36 protein-coding genes are annotated in these 25,507 nt (G+C 62.9%); 21 read left to right on the top strand and 15 right to left on the bottom strand.

The window, feature by feature from the left end; genetic code table 11:
- Positions 1 to 2: 2 nt before the first annotated feature.
- The 5 genes from IVB24_RS22835 to IVB24_RS22815 all read right to left on the bottom strand — a co-directional run bounded on the left by IVB24_RS22835 (position 3) and on the right by IVB24_RS22815 (position 2,389).
- Positions 3 to 422 carry a hypothetical protein gene (locus tag IVB24_RS22835; protein ID WP_247768981.1) on the bottom strand — a complete coding sequence of 140 codons (420 nt, stop codon included), beginning with the start codon at positions 420 to 422 and terminating at the stop codon, positions 3 to 5.
- Positions 423 to 583: 161 nt separating this feature from the next.
- Positions 584 to 838, bottom strand: a complete 255-nt coding sequence (locus IVB24_RS22830) for a hypothetical protein (RefSeq protein WP_247768979.1) — start codon at positions 836 to 838, stop codon at positions 584 to 586.
- Positions 835 to 1,128 (bottom strand): hypothetical protein, encoded by a 294-nt coding sequence (locus tag IVB24_RS22825; RefSeq protein ID WP_247768978.1) that lies wholly within the window; start codon positions 1,126 to 1,128, stop codon positions 835 to 837. The genes IVB24_RS22830 and IVB24_RS22825 overlap by 4 nt, the downstream gene beginning before the upstream one ends.
- Positions 1,125 to 1,520, bottom strand: coding sequence for a hypothetical protein (locus IVB24_RS22820; protein WP_247768976.1), 396 nt, complete (start codon positions 1,518 to 1,520; stop codon positions 1,125 to 1,127). The genes IVB24_RS22825 and IVB24_RS22820 overlap by 4 nt, the downstream gene beginning before the upstream one ends.
- A gap of 512 nt (positions 1,521 to 2,032) precedes the next feature.
- On the bottom strand, positions 2,033 to 2,389 hold the full coding sequence (locus tag IVB24_RS22815) for a helix-turn-helix transcriptional regulator (protein ID WP_247768975.1): 357 nt from the start codon (positions 2,387 to 2,389) through the stop codon (positions 2,033 to 2,035).
- 45 nt (positions 2,390 to 2,434) lie between these two features.
- On the opposite strand from IVB24_RS22815, the gene IVB24_RS22810 reads away from it, so the two are divergent.
- The 6 genes from IVB24_RS22810 (at position 2,435) to IVB24_RS22785 (ending at position 4,970) form a co-directional block, all read left to right on the top strand.
- Complete coding sequence (locus IVB24_RS22810; protein WP_247768973.1) at positions 2,435 to 2,686, top strand: hypothetical protein; 252 nt, start codon at positions 2,435 to 2,437, stop codon at positions 2,684 to 2,686.
- 215 nt (positions 2,687 to 2,901) lie between these two features.
- Complete coding sequence (locus tag IVB24_RS22805) at positions 2,902 to 3,120, top strand: hypothetical protein (RefSeq protein ID WP_247768971.1); 219 nt, start codon at positions 2,902 to 2,904, stop codon at positions 3,118 to 3,120.
- Complete coding sequence (locus IVB24_RS22800) at positions 3,120 to 3,413, top strand: hypothetical protein (RefSeq protein WP_247768970.1); 294 nt, start codon at positions 3,120 to 3,122, stop codon at positions 3,411 to 3,413. Before IVB24_RS22805 ends, IVB24_RS22800 begins: the two co-directional genes overlap by 1 nt.
- Positions 3,410 to 4,474, top strand: coding sequence for a DnaA N-terminal domain-containing protein (locus tag IVB24_RS22795; protein ID WP_247768969.1), 1,065 nt, complete (start codon positions 3,410 to 3,412; stop codon positions 4,472 to 4,474). Before IVB24_RS22800 ends, IVB24_RS22795 begins: the two co-directional genes overlap by 4 nt.
- Entirely contained in the window at positions 4,471 to 4,710 is a 240-nt protein-coding gene (locus tag IVB24_RS22790; RefSeq protein WP_247768968.1) for a hypothetical protein, read from the top strand. The genes IVB24_RS22795 and IVB24_RS22790 overlap by 4 nt, the downstream gene beginning before the upstream one ends.
- Positions 4,710 to 4,970 (top strand): DUF2312 domain-containing protein, encoded by a 261-nt coding sequence (locus tag IVB24_RS22785; protein WP_247768966.1) that lies wholly within the window; start codon positions 4,710 to 4,712, stop codon positions 4,968 to 4,970. The genes IVB24_RS22790 and IVB24_RS22785 overlap by 1 nt, the downstream gene beginning before the upstream one ends.
- Before the next feature lie 204 nt (positions 4,971 to 5,174).
- Here IVB24_RS22785 and IVB24_RS22780 read toward each other — a convergent pair whose 3' ends face one another.
- Positions 5,175 to 5,360 (bottom strand): hypothetical protein, encoded by a 186-nt coding sequence (locus IVB24_RS22780; protein WP_247768964.1) that lies wholly within the window; start codon positions 5,358 to 5,360, stop codon positions 5,175 to 5,177.
- 184 nt (positions 5,361 to 5,544) lie between these two features.
- Between IVB24_RS22780 and IVB24_RS22775 the strand changes: the two genes are divergently transcribed.
- From IVB24_RS22775 to IVB24_RS22750, 6 genes are all read left to right on the top strand, one after another.
- Positions 5,545 to 5,904 carry a hypothetical protein gene (locus IVB24_RS22775; RefSeq protein WP_247768962.1) on the top strand — a complete coding sequence of 120 codons (360 nt, stop codon included), beginning with the start codon at positions 5,545 to 5,547 and terminating at the stop codon, positions 5,902 to 5,904.
- Between the two features lie 69 nt (positions 5,905 to 5,973).
- Positions 5,974 to 6,303, top strand: coding sequence for a hypothetical protein (locus tag IVB24_RS22770; protein WP_247768956.1), 330 nt, complete (start codon positions 5,974 to 5,976; stop codon positions 6,301 to 6,303).
- A 27-nt stretch (positions 6,304 to 6,330) separates the two neighbouring features.
- The gene (locus tag IVB24_RS22765) at positions 6,331 to 6,621 is read left to right on the top strand and encodes a hypothetical protein (protein ID WP_247768954.1); all 291 of its coding nucleotides are present in this window, start codon (positions 6,331 to 6,333) and stop codon (positions 6,619 to 6,621) included.
- A gap of 181 nt (positions 6,622 to 6,802) precedes the next feature.
- A complete protein-coding gene (locus IVB24_RS22760) occupies positions 6,803 to 7,429 on the top strand; it encodes a transcription termination/antitermination NusG family protein (RefSeq protein ID WP_247768952.1) in 627 nt (208 codons plus the stop codon).
- Positions 7,430 to 7,640: 211 nt separating this feature from the next.
- On the top strand, positions 7,641 to 7,886 hold the full coding sequence (locus IVB24_RS22755) for a hypothetical protein (protein WP_247768951.1): 246 nt from the start codon (positions 7,641 to 7,643) through the stop codon (positions 7,884 to 7,886).
- A gap of 145 nt (positions 7,887 to 8,031) precedes the next feature.
- Positions 8,032 to 8,820, top strand: coding sequence for a site-specific DNA-methyltransferase (locus IVB24_RS22750; protein ID WP_247768950.1), 789 nt, complete (start codon positions 8,032 to 8,034; stop codon positions 8,818 to 8,820).
- 56 nt (positions 8,821 to 8,876) lie between these two features.
- Here IVB24_RS22750 and IVB24_RS22745 read toward each other — a convergent pair whose 3' ends face one another.
- Positions 8,877 to 9,131 (bottom strand): hypothetical protein, encoded by a 255-nt coding sequence (locus IVB24_RS22745; protein WP_247768949.1) that lies wholly within the window; start codon positions 9,129 to 9,131, stop codon positions 8,877 to 8,879.
- A gap of 304 nt (positions 9,132 to 9,435) precedes the next feature.
- On the opposite strand from IVB24_RS22745, the gene IVB24_RS22740 reads away from it, so the two are divergent.
- From IVB24_RS22740 to IVB24_RS22725, 4 genes are read left to right on the top strand one after another with little or no spacing between them, the layout of a single operon-like run.
- On the top strand, positions 9,436 to 10,362 hold the full coding sequence (locus IVB24_RS22740) for a site-specific integrase (protein WP_247768947.1): 927 nt from the start codon (positions 9,436 to 9,438) through the stop codon (positions 10,360 to 10,362).
- Between the two features lie 15 nt (positions 10,363 to 10,377).
- Positions 10,378 to 10,656: a hypothetical protein gene (locus IVB24_RS22735; RefSeq protein WP_247768941.1), complete on the top strand. Its 279-nt coding sequence runs from the start codon at positions 10,378 to 10,380 to the stop codon at positions 10,654 to 10,656.
- 40 nt (positions 10,657 to 10,696) lie between these two features.
- Positions 10,697 to 12,268, top strand: a complete 1,572-nt coding sequence (locus IVB24_RS22730; protein ID WP_247768940.1) for a hypothetical protein — start codon at positions 10,697 to 10,699, stop codon at positions 12,266 to 12,268.
- Positions 12,268 to 12,567, top strand: coding sequence for a hypothetical protein (locus IVB24_RS22725; protein ID WP_247768939.1), 300 nt, complete (start codon positions 12,268 to 12,270; stop codon positions 12,565 to 12,567). The genes IVB24_RS22730 and IVB24_RS22725 overlap by 1 nt, the downstream gene beginning before the upstream one ends.
- A gap of 254 nt (positions 12,568 to 12,821) precedes the next feature.
- Here the strand turns inward: IVB24_RS22725 and IVB24_RS22720 are convergent, their stop codons facing one another.
- The 8 genes from IVB24_RS22720 to IVB24_RS22685 all read right to left on the bottom strand — a co-directional run bounded on the left by IVB24_RS22720 (position 12,822) and on the right by IVB24_RS22685 (position 19,399).
- Positions 12,822 to 12,980, bottom strand: coding sequence for a hypothetical protein (locus IVB24_RS22720; protein ID WP_247768938.1), 159 nt, complete (start codon positions 12,978 to 12,980; stop codon positions 12,822 to 12,824).
- A 900-nt stretch (positions 12,981 to 13,880) separates the two neighbouring features.
- The gene (locus IVB24_RS22715) at positions 13,881 to 14,192 is read right to left on the bottom strand and encodes a hypothetical protein (protein WP_247768937.1); all 312 of its coding nucleotides are present in this window, start codon (positions 14,190 to 14,192) and stop codon (positions 13,881 to 13,883) included.
- An 87-nt stretch (positions 14,193 to 14,279) separates the two neighbouring features.
- Complete coding sequence (locus IVB24_RS22710; protein ID WP_247768936.1) at positions 14,280 to 15,008, bottom strand: Crp/Fnr family transcriptional regulator; 729 nt, start codon at positions 15,006 to 15,008, stop codon at positions 14,280 to 14,282.
- A 158-nt stretch (positions 15,009 to 15,166) separates the two neighbouring features.
- Positions 15,167 to 15,409: a hypothetical protein gene (locus IVB24_RS22705; protein ID WP_247768935.1), complete on the bottom strand. Its 243-nt coding sequence runs from the start codon at positions 15,407 to 15,409 to the stop codon at positions 15,167 to 15,169.
- A gap of 336 nt (positions 15,410 to 15,745) precedes the next feature.
- The gene (locus IVB24_RS22700) at positions 15,746 to 16,012 is read right to left on the bottom strand and encodes a hypothetical protein (RefSeq protein ID WP_247768934.1); all 267 of its coding nucleotides are present in this window, start codon (positions 16,010 to 16,012) and stop codon (positions 15,746 to 15,748) included.
- 668 nt (positions 16,013 to 16,680) lie between these two features.
- Positions 16,681 to 17,505: an outer membrane beta-barrel protein gene (locus IVB24_RS22695; protein ID WP_247768933.1), complete on the bottom strand. Its 825-nt coding sequence runs from the start codon at positions 17,503 to 17,505 to the stop codon at positions 16,681 to 16,683.
- A gap of 167 nt (positions 17,506 to 17,672) precedes the next feature.
- Entirely contained in the window at positions 17,673 to 18,584 is a 912-nt protein-coding gene (locus IVB24_RS22690) for a hypothetical protein (protein ID WP_247768932.1), read from the bottom strand.
- Positions 18,585 to 18,646: 62 nt separating this feature from the next.
- The gene (locus IVB24_RS22685) at positions 18,647 to 19,399 is read right to left on the bottom strand and encodes a hypothetical protein (protein WP_247768931.1); all 753 of its coding nucleotides are present in this window, start codon (positions 19,397 to 19,399) and stop codon (positions 18,647 to 18,649) included.
- Positions 19,400 to 19,517: 118 nt separating this feature from the next.
- On the opposite strand from IVB24_RS22685, the gene IVB24_RS22680 reads away from it, so the two are divergent.
- Genes IVB24_RS22680 through IVB24_RS22660 form a run of 5 tightly spaced genes read left to right on the top strand, consistent with a single transcriptional unit; the run spans position 19,518 to position 25,486 of the window.
- Positions 19,518 to 20,162 (top strand): hypothetical protein, encoded by a 645-nt coding sequence (locus tag IVB24_RS22680; protein ID WP_247768930.1) that lies wholly within the window; start codon positions 19,518 to 19,520, stop codon positions 20,160 to 20,162.
- Between the two features lie 46 nt (positions 20,163 to 20,208).
- Positions 20,209 to 22,197 carry a terminase gpA endonuclease subunit gene (locus IVB24_RS22675; protein ID WP_247768929.1) on the top strand — a complete coding sequence of 663 codons (1,989 nt, stop codon included), beginning with the start codon at positions 20,209 to 20,211 and terminating at the stop codon, positions 22,195 to 22,197.
- Positions 22,198 to 22,200: 3 nt separating this feature from the next.
- Entirely contained in the window at positions 22,201 to 22,419 is a 219-nt protein-coding gene (locus tag IVB24_RS22670; protein WP_247768928.1) for a hypothetical protein, read from the top strand.
- 2 nt (positions 22,420 to 22,421) lie between these two features.
- Positions 22,422 to 24,005, top strand: a complete 1,584-nt coding sequence (locus tag IVB24_RS22665) for a phage portal protein (RefSeq protein WP_247768927.1) — start codon at positions 22,422 to 22,424, stop codon at positions 24,003 to 24,005.
- The gene (locus IVB24_RS22660) at positions 24,002 to 25,486 is read left to right on the top strand and encodes a S49 family peptidase (protein WP_247768926.1); all 1,485 of its coding nucleotides are present in this window, start codon (positions 24,002 to 24,004) and stop codon (positions 25,484 to 25,486) included. The genes IVB24_RS22665 and IVB24_RS22660 overlap by 4 nt, the downstream gene beginning before the upstream one ends.
- Positions 25,487 to 25,507 lie beyond the last annotated feature (21 nt).

Below are 25,507 nucleotides of genomic sequence, written 5' to 3'. Positions count from 1 at the left end.
CGTCATAGCGTGAACCCCGCCTTGCAGCGGGCGCAGTAGCCCGAGGTCTCGTCGACGTAGAGCTGGACGTGCAGCGCCGGCGTGGGTGAGGCCGGGCAGCGCTCCTCTCCGAAGAAGAACCCCGCGTCCTCGAGCGCAACCTGCGCTTCGGCCTCGGCCATGGCTTCCGCGGCGATGCAGGCCGAGCAGACTGGCGGGTCGATCGAGACCCAGCTGCAGCCTCCCGGGCATGCGTTGTCGTCGGTGCAGCCGCAGACCTGGCAGGCGAGGCCCGCGGTGCGCGGGCGCGCGACGATATCGGCCTGTTCACAGCGCAGCGGCATTGCGGTGCTCCCTGTTTCGCTGGCGCCGACCATCGGCATGCCCGAGGAGGTAGGAGAGGACGTCGCGATCGCCGTCGAAGGTACGCGCCAGGATCTCATCGGGCCCGACGCGCCAGGGCCGGCCGGCCAAGGCGTCGTCAAAGCCCAGCTGCCATGACAGGCGATCGTGAGCGGTGGAGCGGGGAAGAGGATTCGATACCTCACCTCCGGCGTGGGTAGACGCCGGCGCTCTGTCTTGAGCTATCCCCGCAAAAAGAGTGTCAGTCATCGCCGCGGCCCGGGAACGAGGACAAACTGCCGTCAATCAAAGGCCAATTGCTGCGCGCAGCACGCAAAAGGATCTCGGCCTCGCGCGCCTTGGCCTTGATCAGCCGGATCTCGGCAAGCACGGCGCCGCGGTTGGCATAGGTGCCGCCGGCATCGGATGCGCGATCGCCGCGGGCGGCGGCCGCGATCTCGCGGAAGCAGGATTCCACGCGCTGGGTCATCAGGGAGGCGTACGAGATCCCGGTCATCGCCGCACCACCCGCACGCCCTTCGGCGCGTTGGCCGCAATCCATTTCGACCAGGTCGCCAGCGCAGCGTCGAGCGCGAGCTGGTTGTCGGCCTCGGGCATGCCGGGGACCACGAGATCAGGCGTCCTCTTGGTCCGGTGCAGCCGAGCCTGGCGCGCGTTGGCGCCGATGAAGGCGCGCAGCTGCTCCGCGGGTCCGCGGGCGATCACGGTGGCGCCCTTCGGGATGGCGAAGCCGAACTCGATCAAACCGGACGGGAAGCAATAGGCACGGGTGTAGGTGGCGCTCATCGCTGCACCTCGAACGGTGCGGAGAAGTCGTCGACCTGGACCAATTTCACGCCCGCCGCCGCGGTAGCGATCTCGCGCAGATGGGCGTTGACGGCGTCGAGATCGTCTACGCTGCAATGGGCGTGCTCGGCGACGTACCAGCCGTCTTGGGCGCGCGCCAGCAAGATGCAGGCGCGGTTATGGTCGCGGGCTATCCCAATGCTGAACTTGGCGGCCGACTGGAATTGCTCCAGCCGCGAGGACATCCGGTCGGCGCCTTCGTAGATCTCCGACACGAAGATGAACCGGCTGTTGAGGCGGTCGGCTTCGGCATGGCGCTGGATGCCGAAGGTCACGAGATCAAGAAAATCAACTGATGCGGCGCGCTTCAGCGCTTCGCTGACCTGTCGCATGGCTACCCCTCATGCAGTTGATGCGGTTGAAAATGCAGCGCGCGGACCGGTTTTGATGTCCGGTATCGAACCCAGGTCCGTTCTATTGCTGGGACCGATCCGCGCGCTGTTTGGCCGGACCCGAACGAGCACCGGCAGCAGTCTCGGGTTGAAATTGACCGGCTCTCGCCAGATCGCCGGCCGTCCGACTCAACCGCCGGACTACACAGACCCTATCACCCAAAAAATTTGGTAGTCAATCCGCATTAACCAAAACATTTGGTATTCGACTAAAAGCGAAGCTGGCGTCGTACACGCCTAGAGGTAGCATCAGTTCCAATGGCAAAGAGGCCAGAGTAACCGGAGGCGTAAAAGAAAATGATAGAAAAACAGGGCTGGATCCGCCGGCAGGCATTGAACATCGCGTCGCAGCTGCCTCAAGAGCAGGATCACGCGCGCGAAATATTGGCGCTAGTCGAACAGTTGGTCGGCTTCTTCGACGAACGTCCGGCGTCGCGGAACGTCTGGAATGATCAGGCTGTGGTGCGTTTCCCCGGAGGCCCGAGCTCGCCCAAGCGACGCGCCAATTCCAGGGTCAGTCCATCGGGCTTGCCGAAGTAGAGCCAATCGCTCGTTAGGCCCGGGATGCTTTGAACCAGCAAAAACACGACTTCGCGGCTGAGTGGAGTGCCGTTCTCAAAGTTGTTGTAGCGGTTAGCTCCGATGCCGAGCCACGCGGCGAAGCCATTCGATGTCGGATGGCCTAGCGCCTCGCGGAGGGTCTTCAGTCGTTTCGCCTGATCGTCGATCGGGGCGGGTTCGTTCGGTTTTTGTTTCTTCGGCATCGCCAAAGAAAGTGCATTTGCGCCGCCTGTTGCGCCACCAATCATGCTTGGTCCTTGGCGACCCAAGAGATTTGGTTTAGGCGTGATTCCATGAAACGACTTGCTGAGTCGCGAAAGCTGCAGGCCAAGGCCGACGTAATGCGCGTCCTTGGGGGAATTTCGGGATTGTCCGATCTCACCGGCAGTTCCTACAAGGCCACCGAAAATTGGAGCCGGGCACGTACGTTCCCGGCGCGGTATCACGCGCTGATGTCTTGGGCGTTGCGGCGCAAAGGATACACAGCGCACCCATCGCTGTGGGGGCAGGTGACGACAGCTGAGATGGAAAAGGCGGCGGCATGAGCGGGGTACGCGGGAACATGCCGCGGAGTCATCACGGCCGCAGGCACAGAGTCGAATCGCTCGCAAGGCCGCGAAATCGGCCCTGTGGATAACTGATTTGGGCGCCGATCTCGCGCCGACACGGCAGCAAAAGTTGCCCTGTGGATAACTCGTTTCGCGTTTTTTGGCGTTTTGTTGCGTTCGCGTCCCTTTCCCTCCAAGTGGCTGAGGCCGCAATGAATCTTCTGCGCGATCGCTGGCGGCGCTCCGCTATCCATCAATATTGGCTCGGCCTCGACCGCATCGATCGCGCCACCTTCGTGATCGGCGTCGCGCTCGCCTTCGCCGCGGCGGTCAGCATCCAGGCGATCGCGCGCGCCTGGTCGGCTGAACGTGTCGGCCCGCAATTCGCCGCGCCTCCATTCGACGTGCGTTTTGCGGAGACGGGCAGGTGATGCGGCGCGTCAAGTCATGGTTGTCGAAGCTCTCCGAGCCCCGTTGGCCACCAGGTGAACCGCTCGCCAGTTCGGATGGCTTTCGATATGGCACTCGGCTCGATGACGGCACCATCGTGTTCGCGCCGGGCATCAAGGTGTCCCGCGACGAGGAAGCAATTCGCTTCCTGGTTCGTGACGAGATATCCAAGCGAGAGAGAGAGCTCGCGCGGGAAATCCAAGCCGTGGGCTTCGCCAAACTCATCAACTGGGGCAGACCACCTCCGCCGCTCGATCGGGGGCAGCCCCGATGACGCGCGAGGAAGCCCTCAAGGACTTCAACCGCAAGCGTCTGGCCGCGATGGATCGGGTGCGCCGGGACACCAGCCTGTCCGCGTCCTTCCGCGCGGTCGGCGGCGAGCTGTTCGCCAAGGTCGATTTCGACACCGGTGATGCCTATCCCTCGATCGAGCACCTCGAGGAGAAGTTGGGCTTGGCTCCGCGCACGGTGAAGATGGCGGTGAGGGCGCTCCAGGAGCAGGGGTACTTCACCGTGGTGAAGAGGGGACGCTGCAACCGTTATGTCCCGATCTACGAGCCCGCCGAAAAGGTGCAAAATTTGCACCTGTCAGAGGGGCAACAGGGGCAGAATTTGCACCTATTGGACGCCGACAGGTGCAAAATCCGTCCTGAACAGGTGCAAAAAACGTCACCGGATAGGTGCAAAAAAGGACCCCCTACTTCTCTTAGGACTCCTCTCGACACTTCTGGGCTCGCTGCGGCAGGGGCCGTCGGCGCTGCGCCTGACGGCGCCGCCGGCCCCTGGTTCGATCTCGGCATTCCCGGCGTCGCGCTGAGGCGCAGGCTCGGCGATGCGACTTTCCGGAGTTGGCTCGGCAATGTCGCGGTGGTCTCGCTTGGCGAGGACGAACTCGTCCTGCAGGCGCCGAACCGGTTCATCGCCAGCTACATCCAGAACAACTTCGCCGAGGCGGTGCTCGCGGCCTGGCGCGTCGGCAATCCGGCGCTGACACACCTCCGCATCGTCGCCGAGAAACAGACGCCCGAAGAGCCGGCCAGGGAGGCGTCGGCGCCCGGCGAGAACCCCGACGCGCGCTGGCTGCTCGAGGTCGGCACCGACCTTGTCGCGGATCAGCTCGGCGTCAAGCGCCATCGCGCGGCCGAGGAGATCACCGACTGGATGGGACGCTGCCGCAACGACCCGGCGGCGCTGCGGCAGATCATCGTGAACGCGGCACGGTTCGATCTTCGTGGCGATCGCTTCCGCAGCAAGGTGAAGCAGGACGCGCGCTCGTTCCACCAGGCCGAGCTGAAATTCGGTCCCGAAGACCGGCTGAAGAAGCGGAGCGCATGATGAGCGACGAGAACCAGGCCGCGGCCGAGGGCGGCGCCGCGCCAACCCCGGGTGCCGCGAAAGCCGAGAGCTTCGCCGGCCGCGTGCGCATCGGGCATTCGATCGAGAGCTTGCGCGCCCTGCACGGAAAGATGGGCGCACTCGAGATGACGATGGTCGCCTCGCTCGACGAGCTCAGGCGGTTGCGCAGCGAGGCCGCGGCGATCGCCGATGCGCTGGCGAAGGAGCGAGGCTGATGGCCGTTTCCGGAGACGGGCCGGCGACGCAATTCGCCAAAGACCAGCTCAAATCGATCATCGAACGCATCGAGCGGCTCGAGGGCGAGAAGAAGGCGATCACCGACGACATCAACGATGTCTATTCGGAATCGAAGGGCAACGGCTACGACGTCAAGGCGCTGAAGACGATCGTCAAGATGCGCAAGCAAGACCCGAACGAACGCGCCGAGGCCGAGACGATCCTGGAGACGTACCTGCGGGCGCTGGGGATGCTGTGATGGCCAAAGTCGCACCCGAAGGCGGATGTCGTTCTGGAGATCACCTTCACGATCAACGAAAGGGAAGCCCGCGCCCTTGAGGCGTTTGTCGGATACGGCGACGAAGCCTTTCTGAAAGTGTTTTACGAAAACCTGGGGCGCTCATATTTGCAGCCTCATGCTGCCGGACTGATCTCATTTTTCGCCGCAACGAGCGTCTAACTATCAAGGAACGCTCTTGTTTGCCTCGAATTGGACGAGCCTGCGAGCGCCGTCCCAGAGCTCCACGGCTTGGCCATCAACCAACGCCTGGGCCTGCTCCCTTGCCTCCGCTTCATCATCGGTGGGCAGGTCAATGCGCTGCGTGATGTGACCGCCCTCGTCAATAAAGTAGGCGCGAAACTCGGGCACGATTGCACCTCCGTAAATCCCGTAGAATTTAACCTTTGGTGGTTTCTAGGTCGAGTCTCTGTCGCGTGACTGAATCCAGATTTCGGCCGGCCTATACCCGCGAGAAACCGGGTTAGCCTTCCGCAACAAGCGATTGGATTGCCTGATTTTTCGACCGCCGCTATATTCTGCGTCGGGAGAGAGCATGGGGCGAGGCACTGATCTGGCGGACGTTCCGGTCGCGAGCGACTTCATGTCGCCCGGCATCGATCATTATGAGAACGGTCCGGTCACCAGCAGGATGATCGAGCTCCAAGGCCGTCTGTGGTCGGTGACGTATCTTGCCAGGCGCGACGCGTTTGGCTGGCTGGTCTACGACACCTTGGTCCAGCCCGAGGAGGCGACGCCGGCCTCTCTGCGGCCTGGCGAACTGGTCGAGATCCGGTGCAAGATCGAGCAGGACATGGGTCCCGACGTGATGCTCCGGGTCGAGGGCGAGGGCTACACCCAGAAGTTCTGGACCAAGCGGTCCAACGTCACCCGTATCCATCGCCCCGGCGATTGATCGTTGCCGAGCCGTTAACGGCTTCATTACCCGTCTGCCGTAACCCTGCTCGCTCAGGGGGTTATGTGCATGCGTTCCCCAATTGGTTCATTTGATCTGTCGTTCCTGCTGCCGCGGCCGGTCTATGCGGGCCTGCAGCGCGGCCTGGTCGAGCAGGGCGGCTGCGTTCTCGAGGTCCAGCTGCCGTTCGTGCGGATTCGCGGTGGCAGCCAGCCGGCCGTATTCGATGCGGCGGCGAGGCTGCTCCAGGGCGCCGCGCGCGGCGGCCCCACTGCGGTCGGCGCCATTCTGCACACGCCCACCACGCCGTCGGGCTTCGACCCCTGGCACATCATCGTCGGCGCGCCGGTGGCGTTCTCGCCAACCGGGCTCGATCCGTATTTTCCAAGACCTGCGTGAGGGAGGCCCCAGTTGAGCGGAGAAGCCATGCCTATGCAGCTGGTCACCGGGGTTACCCTCGCAGATCAGCTCGATTCCTTCGTGAGGCGCAACAAAGACGGGCCGAATGCTCGCTTTCGATTTGCAGCAAAACTATCGCATGAATTGAAGGCAAAGCTCGACATCGTATGCGATGAGAACCGCGTGCTGCCCGAGGATCTGCAGAGAGATCTCGACGATCTGTTGCTCGCGGAGATCGAGGACCAGCGAACGCGGCTTCGCGCTTCGCTTCTCGAGCTCGAAGCGAAGGCCCACAAGATCCGCTCGCAGCAAAGCTGATGCGCGCCAAGGGTCACTCCGCCGGCGGCAATCAGATGCCGCGGATCCCGGTCGGCTTCGAGAAGGACACATTCGCCGAGCTCGCCGCGGCCGCGGAGAAGCGCGGGGTCTCTGTTGCCGAGATCGTGCGCGAACACGTCGAGCACGGCCTCGAAACTGCAAAACTAGAAAAGGCCCATGCATGCCGCACATCGACACCTCCACATGGGTCAAAGGGACATTCGTCGGCTACGTCGACACCGTAAAGCCGGAGCCGGTGCAGACTGCCGGCTATGACCTGCTCTGGCACGTCGTGATCACCGAGCCCGGCCGCGAGGCGCGCGCGATCGAGAGCATCCAGCAGCTCGGCCTGCATCCCTATTGGCCGCACCTCCACCGCAAGACGCCTGGCGGCCGCCGGCGATCGCGCGAGATCACCGTCTCGATGTTCCCTAGCCGGATCCTGCTGCCGATGCCGCAGACGGACGAGGCCTGGCACCGCGTCCGGTTCGCGCGCGGCGTGGTCGATTTCATGACCCAGTCCGGCAGCCAGAAACTCGCGACATTGCCGCAGATCGTCGTCGATGAGGTCCGGAAGGTCGAGGCAAAGAAGGACGCGCAGTACATCAGGAAGCTGACGCGCGCGAAGGAGACCCCGTATTATTCGGGGCGGGACGTGTGGGCCGAGATCCTGCCGCTGCGCAAGATGCTCTGCAAGATCGTCGACCTGGACGAGCAGGGGCGGGTGAACGTTCTCACCGAGGTCGAGATCTTCGGCCGCAGGGTCTGGCCGGTGAAGCCGGGCCTGCTGCACTTCGTCGAGCAATAATTCTCTCGAATCTGGATCAGGTCAGGATTCCGCTGCCGTATGATCCGTTCCTGCAAGTGACGCGGCCGGCTTGCCGGTGCGCGGTTCGCGGCATCGACCGGCGTAACCCGGGGAGTGCCGCGGCGCGGCTTTGGCCGTTCCGCCCCTGATCTCCGCCGGAGATTAGCTACTGCGAAGCTATGACGATGAAATAAGACCCGGCTGCCCTCTGATGTCTTTCCACATGAGCTTCGTCGCGCGCTCGCGTCTTCACGCGCTGCGCGTTCTGGATCAGCGCAAGGCCGACGTGCCGGCGCAGGTCCACGCTTTCATCAAGTCTTCGCTCGAGAACACCAAGGCGCTCGGCGACGCGCAGCGCGTGTTCCTGATCGAGGCCTCCGGCCACCTCAACGACGGCGACTCGTCGCCCTATTCGAGCGCGACCATCAAGGTCCAGCCGCTCGACATTCCTGATTAGCCACGGCTCTTCTGCAAGGAAGAGACGGGGGCTGCGGGCGCGTCAACGCCCTAAGCCGCGAGCTCGAAACTCGCATGACCTGATCCGGCCGCTACCCGGCCATCCCGCCACCGCGCACGCGGCGGGACAAGTTGTTTCAGAGATCATGCACAATCTGGAGTCTCCGGCGTTCGTCCGGCCGGCTAAATTCGCTGTCGTCGTTAACGGCGACATCTGGCAGCTCGGCCGGCACCGCCTGGCCTGCGGCGACGCAACAGATCCCGCCATTGTCAGCAAGCTGCTCGGCCGTGCCCGGCCGCGGTTGATGGCCACGGATCCTCCATACGGTGTCGGCTACGAGCCGGAATGGCGGCGCAAGCTGAAGGGCAGCGGCGGCGCGGTCCTGGCCGCCGGGAAAGTGCTCAACGATGACCGCAGCGACTGGCGCGAGGCCTGGGCGCTGTTTCCCGGCGATATCGCCTATGTCTGGCATGCCGGCCTGCACGCCTCCAGCGTCGAGCTGAGCCTGGCCGCGGCCGACTTCCGGGTGCGAGCCCAGATCATCTGGGACAAGGGCCGCCTGATCATCTCGCGCGGGCACTATCACTGGCGGCACGAGGCCTGCTGGTACGCGGTCCGCAAGCTGAAGACGGCCAACTGGCAGGGCGATCGCAAGCAGACCACCGTCTGGCAGATCCCGCACCGGCGCAGCGACACCGGCCACGGCACGCAGAAGCCGGTCGAGTGCATGCGCCGGCCGATCCTGCACCACACGCTCCAGGGAGACGCGGTCTACGACCCCTTCCTCGGCAGCGGGACCACGATCATCGCGGCCGAGATGACGGGCCGCAGCTGCTACGGCATCGAGCTGAGCCCGGAGTACTGCGGCCTGGCGATCGCCCGCTGGGAGCAGCTGACGGGCCGCAAGGCCAAACTGATTTCGAGAGCCGCGTGAGCGGAGGAGGGGTCGGCCTAATGCTTGCGCGCCGGCGGCCAGCTTCCTTGCTGCTTCTAAATTGTCTGCGGAGGCGATAGTTCTTCGACGGCGACCTTGGCAGATACGCGCAGCACAGCACCGCTCTCGTCCCGCACCACGATAGCCACTTCCCCGAGGGGAAGACGAGCTCTTTCTAAGATAATCGATTCACCCAGCAACTCAAAGGCCAGGCTTTTCGCGGTGCTTAAATCAAGCAGATCAGTCCCTTCGCGATCGATCTCGATTTCGTCACCAGCGTGCTGATCCAAAAAGTATATCGGCATTGCCATACTACGATCGGCCGTAGCACAAAGTTCCCACGGTAGGCGGCATTAATGTCTGACGTTCGATAAGGGCCCTTAAGGGACTCTAGCCTCCTAGCCTGGATCGCTGCTTTATTCGCCAACTCGTGTCCTGGTCGCAAAACATCTCTTGGCCTTCGGCAGCCGGCTCTGCAGCGGCGCCGATGGCCTGCTCGTTAGAGAGAGCCGGATACAGCTTTCCGTCCGACAGTTTCAAAGCGTCTCCTCGTTTGATGTCCGCGCCGGCTTTGCCGGTCGTTATTGGCATGTGACGTAACTCCCTGGTCTTGCGATGCCCAATGAGCTGATCGACTCGATGGGCTCGGTCAGAGCCTATCTCGCAGCTGAGAAGTCGCACAATACGCGGAAAGGCTATGCCGCCGACTGGAACGATTTTGGCGGCTGGTGCATGGCTGCTGGTCTTCATGCCTTGCCAGCAGATCCGACGACCGTCGCCCGCTACCTGGCGCAGCTCGCCGACGGCGGGCGGAAGTCCTCGACGATCCAACGGCGCGTCGCCGCGATCCGTAGCGCCCACAAGGCGGCCGGCTTCGAGCCACCGACCAATTCAGAGGGCGTCAAGGCGACCATGCGCGGCATCCGCCGCACTCTGCGGTCGAAGACGACGCGCAAGAAACCAACCACCGCCGGGCTCTTGTCAAAAGTGCTCGAGCACTTGCCAAACACCCTCGCTGGCGTCCGCGATCGGGCAATCCTGCTGGTCGGCTTCGCCGCGGCGCTGCGCAGATCCGAGCTGATTGGTTTGCAGCTCGACGACATCGAGCGTCGCGCCGGCGGCGTCCTGGTCCACCTCGGCCATTCCAAGAGTGACCAGGAAGGCAAGGGCACCACTCTTCGGGTCCCGAACGGGAAGAAGCTGCGTCCGGTCGACGCTCTCGACGCCTGGCTGGCAGCGGCCGCGATCACCGGAGGACCCGTCTTCCGCGAAGTCGATCGACACGGGCGCGTTGGCGCCGGTCCGCTGTCGGGAAGATCCATCGCGCGAATCGTCAAGCGGGCGATCAAGGCGGCGGGCCTGGATGAGGCAGCCTTTTCCGGACATTCGATGCGCGCCGGCTTCGTCACGTCGGCGCTCGAGGCCGGCGAGGATCCGCTGAAGGTCAAGGGCCACAGCCGTCACGTCAAGCTCGACACGCTCGCGGTCTATGACCGCCGCGAGAACGGCTTCGACGACCACGCCGGCGGCGATTTTCTTTAGAAGAGGGCTTTGACAATGCCGACGGAGATACTTGCGATTGGCACGGGCGCAGCCAATTCGATCGACCAGGTCGTTAGCGCCGGCACGCCCGTCACCTATTGCCTGAAGGATACGGCGGGACCTGACCTCGGACCGAACGTCCAGGTCGATATCCTCCTGAAGGACGACGCCGGGCAATACTTCCAGGTCGATAGTCTAGGCGCTCGCAAGAAAGCGGTGATGATCGTCGCCGCCGGCACGTATCGTTTCAGCCGTATCGCCACGAGCGATTCCTGTGGTGTGTTCAGTGCCTGAGAACGGGCAGCCGTTGACCAGATCGCTCTCGCGGCCACTGATGGCTGCGGTTTCGGCGTCCGATGGCGTTGGGGGAGCGGGGGTACCAACCGGGGGGCTCAACCTGTCCGGCCCGCTGCCGATGGACGCCGTCAGCGGTGTGATGTGGACCGCGACCTACGGCATCTGCGCTGTCGGCGCGGCATGGACGGCGCCGAACAAGAACCTGTTCACGCTCACGACGTCGGGCGTGACGATCAAGACGGTCAAGGGCGGCTATCCCGATATCAAGGCGTTCGCCGCGGCACTCGGCATCGATCCGTATACCGGCGTCGGCGGCGACACGATCTCCGGCTGGTTCGATCAGAGCAGTAACGAGGGCGACGCAATTCAGACCACCGCGGCAAACAGGCCGTGGGTCGGACTGATCTACGGCAGGATTTGCCTCGGCTTTGGCGGCGTGCTGTCGTCGGATATCGATCACCCGACCATGAAGGCGCAATTTCTCAATCTGCCGCCTTCTGTCGTTATGAACACGCAGAGCTGTTCAATCTTCAGCCTCGTAAAGCCGTATTCGACGACTGCGAGGACGGCATCTTCGGTCACGAACTTCTTCGGTGCCGGCCGCCTCAACACGATCGTCTCGAACACGGGTTTCGCCTTGGAGGCGCCGAACTCATTTTTCGCAGATGATGCTGGATCGTTGGCGTCAGTCTTCGACCTCTCCAACTTCGAGAGTGTTCAGGTGTTTCCGCCAACCGTGGGCATCCAGAACCAGGTGTCCTATGCCATCCTGTCGGCAGCCGCGGCGAAGTACGGCTGGAACGAATATAGTGAGACCGGTCCCGCGATCACGGCTGCGAGCCCCGCCGGCGGCAACATCGGCTCCTACCCTGCAAGCGGCGGCATCGGCGACAATGGCTTCTGCGGCCGCGGTTACGCCGTGCTGATCTCTTCCACGGTATTCAGCCCCGCGCAGGAAGCGGCGATGAAGGCGTCGCTTTACCGCATCCTCAACATGCCGACGTCACCGCTGATCGCGAACGTGCTCATCGACGGCGCTTCGCTCGACCAGGGGCAAGGCGGCGTGCCCGGCACGCTCTACACCGACGAGCTGGTCGGCGGCGGCATGGGTTGGCCGGAATTCCTGATGGACGATCTGTCGAGCTACCCGATCAACTGGAACAACGTGGCTGGCAGCGGCTTCCGGATCGACCAGGGGACGGATTTCTATAACTCGATCGGCAATCGGAAGCTGTTCAATCCGGCTCTGGCGAAGAACATCCTGATCGGGCCGAACAGCCAGTATGGCAACAGCGGCTTCCAGGGACGCACGATCGCACAGATCAAGACGGACTTCACCGCCTACATGGCTGCTGCCCAGGCAGACCCCTGGTACAAGATCGCGACGGCGATCTTTCCCGAGGCCGATGACGGCACCGATCCCGACGGCGTCGAGTATAATCGTTGGGTGCTCGCCGGCGCGGCCGCCGGCGGATACGAGGTGCTGCAGGGGCCGTTTGATTTCTTCAACGATCCGTCGAACTTGAGCGGCGACCACATCAGCGTGCTTGGCTATCGCCGGATGGCGACGGCGTTCATGCCGCAGCTTCGACAGTGGCTGGGCATCTGATGCCTGAGGTCACCCTCTGCAAGTGCTGCGGTCATCCGATTCCGAGGGACGAGATTGCTGCATCTCTGACCGGCAAAGCTCTTCGGCTCTATGAGATCATCGCTTCCGCAGGACGGGTCGGGATTACGCGCGATCGGGCGGCCGCCCGGCTCTATGCGGATGACCCGCACGGCGGACTTCTGACACATCCCATCTCGCAGTGGAGGTGGATCGTCAACGGGCTGATCAGGAAGCACGGTGTGCAGATCGTATCAACGCGCGGACCCGCGGCGGTTTATCGGCTTGCGGAAGTCGAGTGACTGTGAGACCTGCGATTCGCGCGCGGACGTTTTTCGTTCGGTCCGCAAGGTCGACATCGCGTGTGGAGACCATTCGCGCCTGCGTCGGCGGCGGCTTAACGATTGAAAATGCCTCAACCCGTAACCCGCGGCGAAGCCAAGTCCGAAAGCTGCCACGAAGATCAATAGATCCATCGTTCGCACTCCCGATCGAACAGGCAATCAGGTTTGGTAGAAGCACGTGATGATGCCAGCGGTGGAGATCGGGGCCATGCTCAAAGCCAGCCGAGGATCTTTGTCGCGAGCCGCGCGAGAGCGTACAACCAAACTGCCATGGCCAAGACCGCGATGGTGAGATAGCCGATCCCTATAAACCAGTCTTCTGCGTTGACTGGACTGAGGACGGCCGCCTTCCTGAGGTCCTGGAAAATCATGACGCCGCTCTCTCAAAACTAACGGGATTTAAATACGGTGATCGTAGTTCTCCGATCGACGTTCGACAATAAAATAAATCAGGGAGCATCACTGCCCCATTTCGGCGGGCACCTTCACCTCAGGAGTCCGGGTTGATCCGCCGTAGCTACAGAGCCAACGGTGAGGAAACCGAGCACCAGGATTGCGGCAAGTTTCATCACGAATCTCCTTGATAAGAGGCTTCAACGAGGCGCCGCCTGTTCCGCTCTGCCTCTCGTCGAAACGGCAAACCGTTTGCAGTTCACTCCCTCCAGGGGGAGTGGTGCTTCATTTTCGACCGCCGACCGGCTGTTCCGGGGAGCCTTCGCCTGAGCCGGGGCTGCCGATAGGCTGACCGTTTGGGGCAGTTCCGGCGCCTGAGTTGCGCTCGGCCTGTGCTGCTGTTGGGGAGCCCGTGGGTGCGGCGCTCTTGCTGTTGTTGAGCTGATTTGAGTTTTGCTGCGTACCGCCGGTGTTGCCACTCTGTGAAGGATTTCCGCTCGTGGCGGTGCCTCCCGATGATGTGTTGCCGCTTCCGCTGCTAGACGATGATCCGCTAGCGCCCCCTGATGAGCCGCTACCGCCGGCGCCGCCACCACCACCACCACCTTGGGCGACCGCTTGCAACGACGACCCGGCGATAAGAGCGGCAGCGACGAGAAGAAACTTGGTTTTCATGAAGTTCGCTCCTATTGAAGAAGGGTAATCCCGTCGATAAGGCAGCGTTCCTCACTCCTTTTTTGGTCCTCTCCCGTCAGGCTTGCCGGAAATCTCGTCGATTCCCCGTAGTTTGCTGCACATCGTAAGGTACCCCGGTGGTTATCGTAGATGTCACTGACAATGCGGGGAGGCGTGTTTGGGACGAGTAGCCAATCAGTCCTTCAGGGCTTTCGCGCATCGTGCGTGTGGTGCCAGCGCGCGATCTCGTCCTTGCTCAGCTCGGAATGAAACCGCTCCCAGGCGCACCGGAAGGCCCACTTGGCGGCTTCGAGACTTTCAGCCGATCCATGGCACCAAGCCGGCATCGGCAGTGGAACGGTGATGTTCCAAGCGCTCACTTCTGTGCCGTGGAGGAGGTCTTGCGTCTTCCTGATGCGACCCACCTCGCGCCCATCGTGGATCACGGTAAAGTCGCCCTCCGCTGTCTCACCGCCGATCACAGTAGGTCGCAGGGTGAGGGCCTGTTCGATCATCGAGACTTGCCTGGGGACATGAGTTGCTCGCTCAGGGGTGTGGAGGTCAGCTAAAGGCCCCGAGCGGAAGACGGGAGCGGGCGCACTTCATAGCGAGGGATTTTGATGGAGATAGGTCGGATCAAATTGACCCAGCTCTTCCAGCCGCTCCTTTTCGAGCAGACAGAAGGATTTCCGCTCTGTCGCGACGAGGCCCTCGTGCCTAAGCTGCTGCAGGGTTCGGTTGAGGTGAACGACCGATAAGCCGAGGCAATCGGCCAGTTCGACTTGCGTGATCGGTAGCTCAAATGAGCCATTTGCCGTCCGGCCGATCATGTCAAGTCTTGCATGAATCTCGGCAAGCAGATGCGCCATACGAGGAAGCGCGGGCCGGCACCCGACGTTAACGATCCATTCTCGGAAAATTGCTGAATCGATCAACGTCTCTCGCCAGAGCGCGGCTGATACGTTTGGACGGCGGTGAACCAATTCGCGGAGTGCATCGTGCGGGATAAAGCCGAGAGTGCAATCCGAGAGAGTAGTTAGGTCATGATCCATGACGTGCAGGTGGAGGCTCTGAAGGTCGGGAATGTCTCCCGGGACGTCTATCGAGAGAATTTGGCGGTTTCCATCGGGCGTGAGCTTGGACCGAAACGCAAACCCTTCCATGATCAGACAGGATTCCGAAGGCCGATCACCATCGCGCACGATGCGATGGTGGGCAGCTACCCGCTTGCTATGAATAGGCAGTTGTTGAATAGCCAGGACGTCGTCATGGTCGAGCCGATTGTTCTTCTTGAGCTTCAGAATGAGGGTGGCCGTCGAGGTACTGGGCATCACACGCCACTTCTTGCTTGAGGAAGCTGAAGACGGCATGGAACTCACCGCTCCGACCGACAGGGGGAGCACAAAAACTCTCAGCCGCTGGCGCCCGAGATCTGGCCGGCGATGAGCGATAAGCATAGGTTAAGAGGAAGGTTCCAAATCTGCCTATGCTAATTGCGAGACGGTGGGTGTCCGATCTCAAAGCGTAACGAAACCAGCAAAACGGGACGAAATTCATCACGAACTTCGATCGTGAGAATACGGACGACTGAACCGGGCAGCGCGTCCTTGGCGAAATCTGCCATTGCTCGCGAAGCGGCGAGCTTCACCTCGTCCAGCGTGGAAATCTCCACCCCGATATCATCCGGAATGAACTTCTCGTTATCGCGGGTATCAAAATAGTAGCGGGTCATCAGAGGAAAATTTGGTGGATGCTTATCGTTCCTAACGTCCCGCTCCCGGTATGGGCCTGGTTTGCGGAACGAAAGTCCGCCCTTGCCCGGTCGGTGCTGCCTGAGCCTGCTTCGGCGACGGTTGTCCACTCCCTTCAAGCCAGGTGGGCCGCCAGCTTTCCAGCCAGTATCCACTGGCGGCCCTCGCCAATCATGAAAATTCTGGCCGCAAATGGTCAGACGACTGGCGCCAACTATCCTGCTGCGGAATGCAGGCAGGCAGCAATCGGGAGCTGGAATTAGGGTAACGCAACAAGGTTACCGTCCGCTCCCTTCAGGGTAGCGAGCCGCCGCGCGTCAGGCCAATTTTCGAGATCCAATGGTGATAAAGTAGATCGGCTTGCGGGCCTCGTTCGTCACCTCAAGCGACCAGTCTTGCCCTGGCCTAAACTTTCCGTTGATGTCTCTCATAACCTCGCCAACCAAACGCGTGGCTGCGCGCCAGGCGGTTTCGTCATCGGGCAGATCCTCTCCGACTTCATCGTGGCTCGGCTTCGCGCTGTGAACATGGAAGAAGTATTTGGGCATAAGCTCGAGAATGCCTAATCGGGCCGCATGTTCCAATGAGATGTCAATACCAAATACGTCGGACAGTCGAAGTTACCCCAGTGGGTTAACTTCGGCTGATGTCAACGACTGAGAACACTAAGGAAAGGCCGCAGCCTACGTGCTCAAAGTGCGGTTCAATCCCTCGGCTCCTCCAGTACTTTCTGGATTCCGCAAGCGGCCGTTCCGTGCGCTTGTTCCTATGCCATGCGGAGAGCGTGTTTGGGACGACTAGCAACCTTCAGGGCTTTGAGCCGAGGAGCTTTCCAGTCTTACGATTGATCAGGTGGAGGCGAGTGCAGGCGAGGCAGACCACTTGGACGAACTCATCGTCTGCCGCGGCCTCGCTGTCGAGCCGATGCTGAACGCTGAGGCCTGTTTGGGGGCAGGTGAAAACCGTTTCGACCATCGACCCTTCTCGCATACTTGCGCATGGGTGACTTGATCCAGCGCAAGTGCGGGCCGTTCACTCCCATCAAGGTAGCGAGCCGCCGCGCGTCCACTCCCTTTAAGGAAGCGAATGCTGGAGTCCACTAAGGGCGGTTATCGGACGCCAAGCGAGGGCGGACAGGGATGTCGGCTAAGGGGACAACAACGGAAGTAGTACATTGTGAGCGCGCGCTCATTCATCAGACAAAAAGCCCCGGACGATACCGGAGCTTAAGTTAGTCAAGGGATGGAGGAGATCAGTACTTCGCGACCACCGGCCCGCCAAAATGATAGTTCAGGCCTACACGCGCGATTACGCCGCGCAGATCGAAGTCTTTGCCCCGAACAAAACCAAGTGCGCCCGGCCCCACCGGCGCCGCTGGCCCCGCGGTGAGGGTCGTGGTTCCCAGATCGTAATATAGGCCCTCCAGCTTTGCGGACCAATTGCTTGCAAAACCCCATTCGACGCCGGCACCGGCTGTCCAACCGGTCTTTTGAACACCAGCACTCGCTGGGAACGCAGTCGGAGAAGTGAATTTCGTATCTAGCTGAGCGTGCCCATAAGCAAGGCCTCCCGTGACATAGAAAAGCGCCGGGCCGATGATCGCACCAACTCTGCCGCGCGCGGTCCCAAACCAGTCGAGTTTCTCGCTGGCCGAGAATTCGGCGGCAGGCAGTGCCAGACCGCCGCCGAAGAACGTGAAGGGGCCATTCACGATGGTCGAGCCGCTGATGTCGGTAGCCTGAATATCAGCCTCGACACCAAGCAGCCAGGAGGGACCAACCAGCCAATTGTAACCGATCTGGCCACCGCCAATTAGTCCAGAGCCATTGATAGTGCTGCCGGGCACATTCTGGCAGAGCGCACCGTTTGGCACTCCGGCCCCGTCATTACATCGCGGCGCACCGGAGTCATGGCTCCATCCGCCACCGATGTTGCCGCCCACGTAAAAGCCTGTCCAAGTATAGGCTGCTTCCACCGGCGGTGGAGCCTTTGTGTAGACACGGGCCGGTAAATCGGCCGCAGCAGCCGAACCGCCAAAGGCCGCAATTGCTGTCAGCGTCAATGCGAACTTCTTCATCCCAAACCCTTCCATTCAATGAACCGTCGTAAATACCACGGTCTCATTCAGGCGATGTTGCAGATAGGTCGCAGTCCTTAATTAAGAAACGCCAGCACCTGCTAAGTGTCCGAAATGGGGTCACAAGCCGACGCTGGCAGAGCAGGGCGTTGATCTGCTGGAGTCCGCTAAGGGCTGTTATCGGACTCCAAGTGCATACCGACAGGTCTAAGGCCCAAGGGCAGCACGGTCGATTGAAGGATTCGGAACGGGCCCTCGTCTTCGCGCGCTATCGTACATTCCAACCGCCGAATGTGCTGCTCGAGAAGGCCAGGCGTCGTGGCGCCGAACACGATGAGACCGAACGCGTTTCCGAACCTCGCCTGCAGTGCAAATAGGTGCTGCTCGTCGGACAGTGAAAACTTGTACTCGAATTGATCGTTCAAGAACTTGCCGGATCGAATCAAATGCGGAGCCTCGCCGGGCACGTCCTTCACGACCTCGAACAACTGAAACTTGCCGTGGCGCAGCAAGTCTGTGTTCGTACACCAGCACATCACGAGAGAGCCGTCGGCGGGGAAAATTGTGTCTGCGTGCATGTAGTAAATGGCCTTTGCGAGCTTGCCCGCGAACACTTCGACAGCTTTGCGCATTTCGTCGGTCACGTTAGCAAGCAGCGTGTCTTGGTGCGTCTGGCCCGGTCGCGGCCGCAGGCCCAATTCACGGTTTGCACGGCGCGCCTGGTTCGCACGCATCATCATGTTCTGAAGGAGCTCCGGGTGCTGACGATGCGCCGCCTTCATGAGACCCACCGCAGCGCCATCGAGGTCGCCCTTATTTTCGAACGGATCCATACGCGCGAGCATCGCAATCACGAGATCGTGGTTACTGCTGCCGTTGTTGCACGCCTGACAGGCAGGAAACTCGAAGCCTTCGGGCCACTGGCGATGCTGAAACAACGCGCGCGGTGGGCAATGCTCGATCGTCGAAGACGGCGCCCCGCCGCCGCAGAACGCGCACGTCTTGTGGTTGCGCAGGAATGCTTGCCGGTGTCGTGTCGCTGCACCCAACCGATCCCCCTGTCGCAGCGTCGGAGCCAATTCACTGGCTCCGCCGATTGTCGTGCTGGAGTCCGCTAAGGGCTCTTATCGGACTCCAGCATTTAGGTAGATTGAACTCGACTTTTGACTCGGTCCAAGGCGTCCTTGAACAACCGCATTTCGAGCATATCCTGGAGCATGCGTTCCCGAACGTCCTGCCTCGTCACCGCTGGCCCGGCCAAATTCTTGGCTTGGGCAACGGAGAACGACGGATCCAAATAAATGCCGTATAAAAACATTAGTCTGTCTGCTTCGGTAAGGTCGCGGACTTCACGTTCAAGATCAGAGGCTCGATAAGCCAAGAACGCATCCTCGTCGAACTGGATTAATGTCCAGGTCTCAAGCAAGTTCACGCCATCGCTTTCATCAAGACCCTGAAAAAATGCGGCTATACGCTCATCGCGTTGCTTCAAGCGCCGCGGATCTCCCAGGAGCAACAACTCGGGATGGCCTTCGCATCTCGCCCAATTCCAATGCGCGAGCTTGTTTCTGGTCTTCTTAACGCCTCCTACGACATCCATTACGGCTGAGAAGATCGCGAATTCATCAGGTGGCATCACGCTACGCGCTGCGGCGACGATCGCTTTCTCTTGCAAGCTTTGTGTTTGCAGAACAGCGAAGATTGCATGAGAAGGAACGGCCTCAGCTCCCAAAAGCCGAATGAGCAAAACGCCCAGTTCTCTTTCAAGAAGTGCCCATAGCGCAAAGATTTGCGTAACCAGCGCTGCCATCTGCGGCTTATCGCAAAGCACCTTGCTGTCAATAACGATGTGAGGAGCGGCCACGAGACTGGTGATCGGCTGCGGCATCTTCATCCGGTTGCAATCTGTTTACTCGCCCCCAGAGTAGACGAGTCGCGCGGGTCCTCCCCACTCAAAACGCAAAACCGGTGGCCCGGCCCCAGATTCTTGCTAGCTGCGGGGGTCAAATCTGATGCAACGCCCCCCTGATGCAACGCCTTTGGAGCTGATTTCGATCAGCGAGGCGGCCCGGAAGATCGGGGTCAACAAGTCCACCTTGAGCCGCCAGGTCGACAGCGGGGCGGTGCGGTCTCACGGCGGAAAAGTCGTTTTGGTTGAAGTGGTTGCAGACCGAAGTGCCAACGTCAATTTAGCCCAGTCGCGACGCCGGCCGGCCAAGCCGAAAGGCGGGAAGGGCGGCTCGACGCTCGTCGCCGTTGCATCCCCTGATGCAACGCCAGGCCCGCCCAATGCAACGCCCGGCGCGACGGATGCAACGGACGGCGATTTCGAGCAGCAGCTCGCCGACGGCAAGATGCTCCCCTTCGCCGGGGCCCAGCGCGTCAAAGAGAATTACCTGGCGCGCCAGCGGGCGGTCGACTTCGAGAAGGACGTCGGCCGCCTGGTCGACCGCGCTGCCGCCAACAAGGCGTTCTTCGACCAGGCCCGCGAGCTTCGCGACGCCTGGCTGGCCTGGCCGGTCCGCGTGGTCACCCTGATGGCGTCGGATCTCCAGGTCGACGATCGCAAGCTGGTCGAGGTCCTGACGAAGTATGTCCGCGAGCACCTCGACGAGCTCGGCGAGCCCGCTGCTCCCGAGCTCGCTCCGCCAGGCTGAGGATCTCCGGGCGTCGTGGCGCGCGGGGCTGAGGCCTCCGCCGAACATGACCGTTGTCGAATGGGCGGAGGCGCACCGGAAGCTCTCGAAGGAATCTTCCAACGGCGGCCGGTTCATCGTCGCGCGCGTGGAGGTCGCCCGCGGGCCGATGCTGTGGGCCACCGAGCCGGGCGTCAAGATCATCACGCTGCAGGCCTGCACGCAGCTGCTCAAGACCACCTTCCTGGAGAACGTCGCCGGCTACTACATGCACTTGGACCCGTGCCCGATCCTGGTGGTCCAGCCCAAGGACGCCGCGGCCGAGACGTTCTCGAAGGATCGCCTGGCGCCGATGATCCGCGACACGCCTGTGCTGCGGGATATCTTCCGCAGCCAGGCCCGCGACGCCGGCAACACGCTCACCCATAAGCAGTTCCCGGGCGGGCATATCACCATGGTCGGCGCCAACAGCCCGACCAACCTCGCGATGCGGCCAATCCGCATCGTGCTGTTCGACGAAATCGACAAGTACCCGCTGTCGTCGGGCAACGAAGGCTCGCCCATCGTCCTGGCCGAGGAGCGCCAGGCCGAGTTCGCCGCCAACAGCCTTTCCGCGCGCGTGTGCTCACCGACGATCGAGGGGCGTAGCGCGATCGCCAAGTCCTACGAGGCCAGCGACCAGCGCAAGCCATTCGTTATATGCCCGCATTGCCAGACCTCGCAGGTCATGGAGTGGGAGCAGGTTCGCTTCGAGAAAGATGCGCAAGATCTGCCCAAGCCCGAGACGGCCACCTATGTCGGCCTTTGCTGTGGGGTGGTGTGGACAGAGGCCGATCGGCTACGCGCGCTCGAGCGGGTGACCTGGCGCCAGACGCGCGAATTCTATTGCTGCGGCAAGAAACAGAAACCGGAGAGATGGATCTGCGAGCCGGCGGCGCCCGGCGTGGAGTATGCGGTCTGTGCCGACTGTGGCAAGCGCGCCGTCCCGAACGATCATGCCGGCGGCATCGCGTCGAAGCTGTACGCCCCGAAGCAGAGCATCCGCCAGCTCGTGAAGAAGTACCGGAGCGCGCTCAGGGCCGGCCTCGAGGAGCTGAAGACGTTCTACAACACGCAGCTCGCCCGGACCTGGAAGGAAGCCGGCGAAGCACCCGACTGGGACCGCGTGTTCGGCCGCCGCGGCGGCTATCGATCCGGCACGATCCCCTGGGGCGTGCTGATCCTATTCGCCGGCGTCGACGTCCAGAAGGACCGCCTCGAGATCAGCATCTGGGGTTTCGGCCGCAACCGCGAGCGCTGGCTGATCGAGCACCGGGTCATCCCCGGCCAGGTCATCCACCAGGCGACCTGGGACGAGCTCGCCAAGATGTTCGACGACGTCTGGCGCCACGAGAGCGGGGCGGAAATGTCGGTCAAGGATTGGGGGATCGATTCCGGCGCGTTTGCCGCGGAGGTTGGCTCCTTCGTCCGCAGCCAGATGGGCCGCGGCAACGTCCACGCGATCGACGGCCACGACAATTCGTTGATGCCCTATGTCGGCGTCGGCGCCCTCGATGTCACCGTCCAAGGCAAGAAGCTGCGCCGCGGCCTCAAGACCGTGAAAGTCGGTTCGTCGTTCTGCAAGCAGGAGCTGATGGGCCAGCTGGGCCTCGACCGGCCGGAGGAGGGCAAGGCCTTCCCACCCGGTTATGTGCATCTGCCGGAGGACGTCAGCGAAGACCAGGTCAAGCAGCTGACGTCGGAAGAGCTGAAAATCAACGTGGTCCGCGGCCGCACCCGTCGCACCTGGACCGTGATGTCCGGCCGACGCAACGAGGTCCTCGACTGCGCCAACTACGCGCGCGCGCTCGCCGCGATGCGAGGATGGGACCGCTGGCGCCCAAATAAATTCCGCGAGCTCGAGGACCAGCTGGGCGTTCCCCACAACGACAATCCGCCGCCGGCGGGTGAGCCGGCCGCGGCCGGTACAGCGCCGGCAAGTGCGGCAACGAGGTCACCGGCGCCGGCGCGGCAGCCTCTGACCCGGCGCTCCTCTCGCTCCAACTACATGGACTGATCAATGGCCGCTTCCCTCGAGCAGCTGCAGGCGCGTCTCGACGCGCTCTATGAGCTGCAAGCCACCGGCATCAAGGCGTCGAGCTCCGGCGACAAGCGCGCCGAGTTTCGCGACATGGCCGAGCTGCGCGACGCGATCGCGGCCGTGCAGGCGCAGATCGGCACGCTGCAGTCGTCGTCGACGCGCCGGTCCCGGCGCATCATCTACTGCAAGGATCTCTGAGGGTGGGGCTGTTCTCGTTCATGGGCGGGAAGGCGAAAGCCTTCAGCGACGGCCTCGAGGCCGGACGCATGGCGCGGCGCATGGCCAACTGGGTGCCGAGCCGCACGCACGTCAACACCCTGATTTCGGCTTCGGGTAGCACGGCGCTGTCCCGGGCCCGCTACCTGGTGCGCAACAACGGCTACGCATCGAATGCCGTGGAAGTGTTCACGTCGAACCTGATCGGCGCCGGTATCGTGCCGAGCTGGAATCCGCCGCCCGAAGAGACCAACGAACCGAAGAGCGGCGTGCAGGCGATCGGTGCCAATGGCGGCCCGAAGCTCGAGGAGGAGCCGCAGCCGGACAAGGCGGAGTCCCCGCTCAAGGCGAAGCTGCAGCAACTCTGGACCGACTGGACCGACGAAGCCGATTCCGACGGGCTGACTGATTTTTACGGCCTGCAGCGTCGCGTCGGGCGCGAGCTGTTCATCGCCGGCGAGGTCTTCGTACGCATGCGGCCGCGGCTGCTATCCGACGGGCTTTCCGTGCCGCTGCAGTTGCAGATCCTGCCCAGCGAGATGCTGCCGCTGTGGAAGACGGAGCCTGCAGTCAACGGCAACTATATTCGCCAGGGCATCGAGTTCGACCGCATCGGTCGCCGCGTCGCCTACCACTTCTACAAGGAACATCCGGGCGACCAGACCGTCGAGGCCAACACCGGCGAGCTCGTTCGCGTCCCGGCGGAAAGCGTCCTCCACGTCTTCGATCCGGTCGAGGCCGGACAGATCCGCGGACTCTCCAAGCTGACGCCGGCGATCGTCTCGCTCTGGATGCTCGACAATTTCGACGACGCCGAGCTCGAGCGGAAGAAGACTGCGGCGCTGTTCTCGGTTTTCATCAAGCGCGTCGACCCGAACGGCGAGTTTTTTGAGGAGGCCCTCAACGCCGCCAAGGATCCGAACAACAAGCCGGCCGCGATCAACCTGGCGCCGGGCACCGTGCACGAGCTGCTGCCGGGCGAGGAGATCGAAACCGCGGCGCCGGCCGACGTCGGCGCCAGCTACGAGCCGTTTCAATACCGCACGCTGCTGCGGATCTGCGCCGCGCTGGGGCTGCCCTATGCCGGCATGACCGGCGATCGCAGCCGGGCGAACTATTCCTCGGAGCGCTCGGCCAACATCGATCTGCGCAGGCGATGCGATGCCCTGCAACACGGGGTCGTTGCGTTCCAGATGTGCCGTGCCGTGTGGGCCTTCTGGCTCAAGCAGGCGGTGCTCGCCGGCGCGATCGAGCTGCCTGGCTTTGCCGACGATCCCAAACCCTACAACCGCGTGACGTGGATCCCGCCGAGCTGGCAATGGATCGATCCGCTCAAGGATCTCCAGGCGGAGGTGCTGTCGATCGACAACGGCCTCAAGCCGCGCTCGCTCGTAGTCGAAGAGCAGGGGCGGGACCCGGACGAAAACGACCGACGCATTGCCGCAGACCAGCGGCGCGAAAAGCGGCTCGGCATCAAGCTTCGCGGAACTGCGCCGGCCGGCAAGCAGGTCGCCCAGACACCGCCTGAAGACGCGCAGCCGAACCAGCAGGGAGCGCAGCAGCAATGATCGCCTATCCGCACATCGCCGAGCGTCTGTTCGGCCATCCGCACTGCATCGAGCCGACGGCGTTTCGGACGATCCTGGAGGGGCCGCTGGCCAAGCGCGTCCTGTCGGGCGAGCTGGCCGAGGGGCGTGGCGGCAAGAAGCACAAGCAGCAGACCAAGGCCGCGACCTCGCGCCTGTCGGCGATCGTCGATTGCCAGCCGGTGATCGTTGCCGGCGGCGTGGCCGAGTTCGGCCTGACAGAGGAGGGCGTCGCGATCCTCCCTGTCTGCGGCGTGCTCTCGCGCCGCTTCGACTGGCTCACGGCGCTGTGCGGCTGGACCACCTATGAGGGCCTCAGTGCCGCCTTCGACCAGATGCTCGCCGACAGCCGCGTCAAGGCGATCCTGATGGATGTCGAAAGCCCGGGCGGTGAGGCCGCCGGCATGCTGGACATCTGCGACAAGATCATCGCGGCGCGTAGCGCTAAGCCGGTGTGGGCGGTGGCCAACACGTTCGCCGCCTCGGCCGCCTATGGCGTCGCCGGCAGCGCCGAGCGCCTGCTCCTGCCGCGGCTGGGGCAGGTGGGCTCGATTGGCGCCGTCATCGTCCACGTCGACCAGTCCGCCTACGACCAGGCCGTGGGCGACAAGTACACGGCGATCTATTCCGGCGAGCGCAAGATCGACGGCTGGGCCCATGCCCCGCTGTCCGACGGCGCCGCCAAGACTCTCCAGGCCAACGTCGACAATTGCCGCCAGCAGTTCTGCGACCTGGTCGACCGCCAGGGCCGCATGACCGGGAGCCAGGCGATGAAAACCGAGGCTGGCGTGGCCGCCGACAGCACCGCCGTCGACGGCCGGTATGCCGACGCCGTCGCCACCTTTGAGGACGCTCTAGCCGAGCTCACAGATCTCGCGGCCGGAAGGTCGCGCAGCACTTCCGCCGCTGCGAGCGCGGGTTCAACCGGAGGGCCTCAGCCCATGACGACCCAGACGACCGCGGCCGAGACCGACCGCAACAAGCTGCTTTCCACCACGGCTCTGACCCCCGCTACGACCGGAGCGGCTGCGACGACCGATCAGCCCGCCGCGGCTGCGGCGGCGCCGGCGGCCGAAGCGCCGGCCGACGATGGCGACAAGTGCCCGACCTGCAATGGCTCGGGCAAGAAGGCGCAGGCCGCTGCGGCACAGCCCGCGTCCCAGGCTGCGGCTCCGGCAGCGGCCGCCACGCCCGCCGATGGCTACACCGCCGAGATGGCTGCCGAGACGCTCGAGCTCTGCGCGATCGCGGGCGTCGGCGCCGGTGAGGCGCGCAAGTTCATTACCGCCAAGGCGCCGATCGAGAAGGTTCGCGCCGATCTCGCCGCGGCCAAGGCCAACGCGTCCGACGCCGTCTCCCTCAACGCCGCGCCGCCGGCCAGCTCGACCGCGCAGCATGCCACGGCCGGCTGGGACGCGGCGATCGCCCAGGCGAACAAGCTCAACGGAATCCCCACGAAGTGACGTTGTGACGCCCGCGCATCC

The sequence above is a fragment of the Bradyrhizobium sp. 192 genome (assembly GCF_023100965.1).
Taxonomy (GTDB): domain Bacteria; phylum Pseudomonadota; class Alphaproteobacteria; order Rhizobiales; family Xanthobacteraceae; genus Bradyrhizobium; species Bradyrhizobium symbiodeficiens.
This window is presented reverse-complemented; position numbering and strand designations above follow the sequence as displayed.

Bases quoted from the DNA above. Each gene is read 5' to 3' on its own strand.
- IVB24_RS22835 (WP_247768981.1), bottom strand. From the start codon at position 422: ATGAGATCCTGGCGCGTACCTTCGACGGCGATCGCGACGTCCTCTCCT.
- IVB24_RS22830 (WP_247768979.1), bottom strand. From the start codon at position 838: ATGACCGGGATCTCGTACGCCTCCCTGATGACCCAGCGCGTGGAATCC.
- IVB24_RS22825 (WP_247768978.1), bottom strand. From the start codon at position 1,128: ATGAGCGCCACCTACACCCGTGCCTATTGCTTCCCGTCCGGTTTGATC.
- IVB24_RS22820 (WP_247768976.1), bottom strand. From the start codon at position 1,520: ATGCGACAGGTCAGCGAAGCGCTGAAGCGCGCCGCATCAGTTGATTTT.
- IVB24_RS22815 (WP_247768975.1), bottom strand. From the start codon at position 2,389: ATGATTGGTGGCGCAACAGGCGGCGCAAATGCACTTTCTTTGGCGATG.
- IVB24_RS22810 (WP_247768973.1), top strand. From the start codon at position 2,435: ATGAAACGACTTGCTGAGTCGCGAAAGCTGCAGGCCAAGGCCGACGTA.
- IVB24_RS22805 (WP_247768971.1), top strand. From the start codon at position 2,902: ATGAATCTTCTGCGCGATCGCTGGCGGCGCTCCGCTATCCATCAATAT.
- IVB24_RS22800 (WP_247768970.1), top strand. From the start codon at position 3,120: ATGCGGCGCGTCAAGTCATGGTTGTCGAAGCTCTCCGAGCCCCGTTGG.
- IVB24_RS22795 (WP_247768969.1), top strand. From the start codon at position 3,410: ATGACGCGCGAGGAAGCCCTCAAGGACTTCAACCGCAAGCGTCTGGCC.
- IVB24_RS22790 (WP_247768968.1), top strand. From the start codon at position 4,471: ATGATGAGCGACGAGAACCAGGCCGCGGCCGAGGGCGGCGCCGCGCCA.
- IVB24_RS22785 (WP_247768966.1), top strand. From the start codon at position 4,710: ATGGCCGTTTCCGGAGACGGGCCGGCGACGCAATTCGCCAAAGACCAG.
- IVB24_RS22775 (WP_247768962.1), top strand. From the start codon at position 5,545: ATGGGGCGAGGCACTGATCTGGCGGACGTTCCGGTCGCGAGCGACTTC.
- IVB24_RS22770 (WP_247768956.1), top strand. From the start codon at position 5,974: ATGCGTTCCCCAATTGGTTCATTTGATCTGTCGTTCCTGCTGCCGCGG.
- IVB24_RS22765 (WP_247768954.1), top strand. From the start codon at position 6,331: ATGCCTATGCAGCTGGTCACCGGGGTTACCCTCGCAGATCAGCTCGAT.
- IVB24_RS22760 (WP_247768952.1), top strand. From the start codon at position 6,803: ATGCCGCACATCGACACCTCCACATGGGTCAAAGGGACATTCGTCGGC.
- IVB24_RS22755 (WP_247768951.1), top strand. From the start codon at position 7,641: ATGTCTTTCCACATGAGCTTCGTCGCGCGCTCGCGTCTTCACGCGCTG.
- IVB24_RS22750 (WP_247768950.1), top strand. From the start codon at position 8,032: ATGCACAATCTGGAGTCTCCGGCGTTCGTCCGGCCGGCTAAATTCGCT.
- IVB24_RS22745 (WP_247768949.1), bottom strand. From the start codon at position 9,131: ATGGCAATGCCGATATACTTTTTGGATCAGCACGCTGGTGACGAAATC.
- IVB24_RS22740 (WP_247768947.1), top strand. From the start codon at position 9,436: ATGCCCAATGAGCTGATCGACTCGATGGGCTCGGTCAGAGCCTATCTC.
- IVB24_RS22735 (WP_247768941.1), top strand. From the start codon at position 10,378: ATGCCGACGGAGATACTTGCGATTGGCACGGGCGCAGCCAATTCGATC.
- IVB24_RS22730 (WP_247768940.1), top strand. From the start codon at position 10,697: ATGGCTGCGGTTTCGGCGTCCGATGGCGTTGGGGGAGCGGGGGTACCA.
- IVB24_RS22725 (WP_247768939.1), top strand. From the start codon at position 12,268: ATGCCTGAGGTCACCCTCTGCAAGTGCTGCGGTCATCCGATTCCGAGG.
- IVB24_RS22720 (WP_247768938.1), bottom strand. From the start codon at position 12,980: ATGATTTTCCAGGACCTCAGGAAGGCGGCCGTCCTCAGTCCAGTCAAC.
- IVB24_RS22715 (WP_247768937.1), bottom strand. From the start codon at position 14,192: ATGATCGAACAGGCCCTCACCCTGCGACCTACTGTGATCGGCGGTGAG.
- IVB24_RS22710 (WP_247768936.1), bottom strand. From the start codon at position 15,008: ATGCCCAGTACCTCGACGGCCACCCTCATTCTGAAGCTCAAGAAGAAC.
- IVB24_RS22705 (WP_247768935.1), bottom strand. From the start codon at position 15,409: ATGACCCGCTACTATTTTGATACCCGCGATAACGAGAAGTTCATTCCG.
- IVB24_RS22695 (WP_247768933.1), bottom strand. From the start codon at position 17,505: ATGAAGAAGTTCGCATTGACGCTGACAGCAATTGCGGCCTTTGGCGGT.
- IVB24_RS22685 (WP_247768931.1), bottom strand. From the start codon at position 19,399: ATGAAGATGCCGCAGCCGATCACCAGTCTCGTGGCCGCTCCTCACATC.
- IVB24_RS22680 (WP_247768930.1), top strand. From the start codon at position 19,518: ATGCAACGCCCCCCTGATGCAACGCCTTTGGAGCTGATTTCGATCAGC.
- IVB24_RS22675 (WP_247768929.1), top strand. From the start codon at position 20,209: ATGACCGTTGTCGAATGGGCGGAGGCGCACCGGAAGCTCTCGAAGGAA.
- IVB24_RS22670 (WP_247768928.1), top strand. From the start codon at position 22,201: ATGGCCGCTTCCCTCGAGCAGCTGCAGGCGCGTCTCGACGCGCTCTAT.
- IVB24_RS22660 (WP_247768926.1), top strand. From the start codon at position 24,002: ATGATCGCCTATCCGCACATCGCCGAGCGTCTGTTCGGCCATCCGCAC.